The sequence below is a fragment of the Stenotrophomonas sp. HMWF003 genome (assembly GCF_003061285.1).
Taxonomy (GTDB): Bacteria; Pseudomonadota; Gammaproteobacteria; order Xanthomonadales; family Xanthomonadaceae; genus Stenotrophomonas; species Stenotrophomonas maltophilia_AP.
The window spans coordinates 1,278-4,193 of record NZ_QAIW01000389.1; the positions used below are offsets into that span (position 1 = coordinate 1,278).

3 protein-coding genes and 1 pseudogene are annotated in these 2,916 nt (G+C 66.7%); 1 reads left to right on the forward strand and 3 read right to left on the reverse strand.

Annotated features, from left to right (window positions below):
* Positions 1-146 precede the first annotated feature (146 nt).
* Positions 147-476 carry a helix-turn-helix transcriptional regulator gene (locus tag DBR34_RS16655; protein WP_258224030.1) on the forward strand — a complete coding sequence of 110 codons (330 nt, stop codon included), beginning with the start codon at positions 147-149 and terminating at the stop codon, positions 474-476.
* A 22-nt stretch (positions 477-498) separates the two neighbouring features.
* On the opposite strand, the gene DBR34_RS16660 is transcribed toward DBR34_RS16655, so the two are convergent.
* From DBR34_RS16660 to DBR34_RS23545, 3 genes and pseudogenes are all read right to left on the reverse strand, one after another.
* A complete protein-coding gene (locus DBR34_RS16660) occupies positions 499-1,497 on the reverse strand; it encodes an NADP-dependent oxidoreductase (protein WP_128097626.1) in 999 nt (332 codons plus the stop codon).
* The gene (locus tag DBR34_RS16665) at positions 1,494-2,276 is read right to left on the reverse strand and encodes an SDR family oxidoreductase (RefSeq protein WP_128097627.1); all 783 of its coding nucleotides are present in this window, start codon (positions 2,274-2,276) and stop codon (positions 1,494-1,496) included. Before DBR34_RS16665 ends, DBR34_RS16660 begins: the two co-directional genes overlap by 4 nt.
* A gap of 59 nt (positions 2,277-2,335) precedes the next feature.
* Positions 2,336-2,916, reverse strand: a pseudogene (locus tag DBR34_RS23545) (alkene reductase); the annotation flags it as partial.

The following is a 2,916-nucleotide window of genomic DNA, read 5'->3' on the forward strand; positions in this document are numbered from 1 at the left end:
GGGTGATGGCCACGGGCCCCCGCGGTCACCGGGGGCGGGGTGCTTGAGTAACGCCGCGCGGGCGCATCTGACGTATCCAGCCTTGCCATGCGGGATACGACGAACGTAATTTACGTTCAGCGTAGCGCTGGGTCATGCTTGTTTGCATGACCCGCACACCTACGTCCATCCGCTCTGTCTTCGCCAGCCGCCTCAAGGCGTGCCGGCTTGAGCAGGGCCTGACTCAACGCGCGTTGGGGGTGCTTGTGGGATTGCCAGAAGATGTTGCGGGCGTTCGCATCAACCGGTACGAGCGGGCCGTGCACAATTGCGACATCGAGACAGCGCAGAAGATTGCCCGTGCCTTGGGCGTTTCCGTCGCCTATCTGTTTGCGGAAACGGACCAGCTTGCCGAGCTCATTGATGAGTTCGGCAAGCTGTCTGGCAAGGCGCAGGAAGCGTTGCTTCTGGAAGTGCGGCGCAAGGCGACGAGATAGCGCGTGCCTGCGCCGCCCCTGCTTACAGTTCCACCACCACTTTGCCCTTCGCCCGCCCGCTTTCCACATACGCCAGCGCGCCCTGGGTGTCCTGGAACGGAAACACCCGGTCAATGACCGGTGCGAGTGCGCCGGACTCGACCAGCGAGGTGACGGTGCTCAGTTGCGCCCCATCGGCCCGCATGAAGACGAAGGTGTACGTGACCCCCTTCTTCTTGGCCTTGCTGCGGATGCCATGGCTGAGCAGGCGCATGACCTGCTTCAGCGGCCAGGCCAGCCCACGCGCGGCGGCGAAGGCGGGCGTGGGCGGGCCCGAGATGGAGATGAGGTGGCCACCCGGCTTGAGGATCTGCAGCGAGCGCTCCAGTTCCTCTTTGCCCAGGCTGTTGAGCACCACGTCGTAGTCGTGCAGTGCTGTGGCGAAATCCTGCTGCCTGTAGTCGATGACCACATCCGCGCCCAGCGCCTTCACCCACCCCACGTTGGGCGTGCTGGTGGTGGTGGCCACGAACGCGCCAAGGTGTTTGGCCAGCTGGATCGCCACGGTGCCAACGCCGCCGGAGCCCGCCTGGATGAAGACCTTCTGCCCGGGCTTCAGCTGGGCGGTTTCGACCAGCGCCTGCCACGCGGTCAGCGCGACCAGCGGCAGCGAGGCGGCTTCCACCATGGTCAGGTTGCCGGGCTTGAGGGCCACGGAGGCGGCGTTGACGGCGATGAACTCGGCGAACGCGCCGATGCGGTCAACGTCGGGACGTGCATACACCTCATCGCCCGGTTTGAACTGGGAAACCCCGGCACCCACGCGCTCCACCGTACCGGCCAGGTCGTTGCCCAGAATCAGCGGCAGGCGATACGGCAGGATCACCTTGAATTCGCCACGCCGGATCTTGGGGTCCAGCGCGTTGACGCTGGCCGCGTGCACGCGGATGAGTACATCGCCATCGCGCAGCGCTGGCGTTGGCACGTCATCGATGTGCCCCGTTTCGTTCTTGCCATACCGGTCGATGAGGAAGGCTTTCATGGGCGATAGCGCTCCGCTGCCTGCGCCTGTCGGATGTCCGAGAGCAGGCCCTGGCGCGATGCCTCCAGCGTGTCCCAGCGTGCGGCCACATGCAACGGCGGAATGGTCACGGTCTCGCGGCGATCGAAGCCTACCAGCGCGGCATCGACCAGTTCGCCGACGTCCATCACTTCCGGCAAGGTGTTGATGTCGATGCCGGCACGCTCCCAGATCTCGGTGCGGGTGGCTGCGGGCAGCACGGCCTGCACGTAAACGCCCTTGGGCGACAGCTCCAGGCTGAGCCCCTGCGACAGGAACAGGACGAAGGCCTTGGTCGCACCGTAGACAGACATGCCGAACTCCGGGGCCAGTCCCACTACCGAGCCGATGTTGACGATTGCGCCTTCGCCGGCGTTGGCCAGCCGTGGGGCGATGGCCGCGGCCAGGCGCGTCAGGGCGAGGGTGTTGAGGGTGACCAGGTGTTCGATGCTGTCGGCCGACTGGTCGGTGAAGCCGCCGGACTGCGCCACGCCCGCGTTGTTGATCAGGATGCCGATGCGGGCATCGTCGCGCAGGCGGGTTTCCACGTTGGCCAGATCGGCGCGCTGGGTGAGGTCGGCCGGCAGGACGTCTACGGCGACCCCGGTGTCCTGGCGCAGGCGAGCGGCCAGCGTTTCCAGGCGCGCCGTGTCGCGCGCAACCAGCACCAGGTCGTGGCCGCGGCGGGCGAAGCGTTCGGCGTAGACGGTGCCGATGCCGCTGGAGGCGCCGGTGATGAGAACGGTGGGAAGCAGGCTCATGGTGTGTCTCTTGGAATGGGGTGGGCGAAAAGGGCGTGCGGCGTGAAGCTGTGTGAGGGTTACTGCGGCGTCGTATCGGTCAACGCGGGGTAGTCGGTGTAGCCTTCCGCGCCGCCGCCGTACAACGTGGCGGGGTTCAAGGCGTTCAAGGGCGCGCCGGTCTTCAGGCGTTCCACCAGGTCGGGATTGCTGATGAAGGCGCGGCCAAACGCGATGAGGTCTGCCTTGCCCTCGACCAGGCGTGCGCTGGCCAGGTCCACGTCGTAGCCGTTGTTGGCCAGGTAGGTCCCCTTGAAGCGGGCGCGCAGCCCATCGAAGTCGAAGGGCGCCACGTCACGCGGGCCGCCGGTTGCGCCTTCGACCACGTGCAGGTAGACGATGCCCAGCGCGCTGAGCTGGTCGACGATGTAGTCGTACTGCGGCTGCGGGTCGCTGACCGTGGCGATGGCATTGGCGGGCGAGACCGGGGAAATGCGCACGCCGGTGCGGTCCGCGCCGATCTCTTCGGCGACGGCGGCGGTGACCTCCAGCAGCAGGCGCGCGCGGTTCTCGATGGAGCCGCCGTAGGCGTCGGTGCGCTGGTTGGCGCCGTCCTTGATGAACTGTTCGAGCAGGTAGCCGTTGGCGCCGTGGATTTCCA

Coding starts and splice junctions, on each gene's coding strand:
- DBR34_RS16655 (WP_258224030.1), top strand. CDS start 147: ATGACCCGCACACCTACGTCCATCCGCTCTGTCTTCGCCAGCCGCCTC.
- DBR34_RS16660 (WP_128097626.1), bottom strand. CDS start 1,497: ATGAAAGCCTTCCTCATCGACCGGTATGGCAAGAACGAAACGGGGCAC.
- DBR34_RS16665 (WP_128097627.1), bottom strand. CDS start 2,276: ATGAGCCTGCTTCCCACCGTTCTCATCACCGGCGCCTCCAGCGGCATC.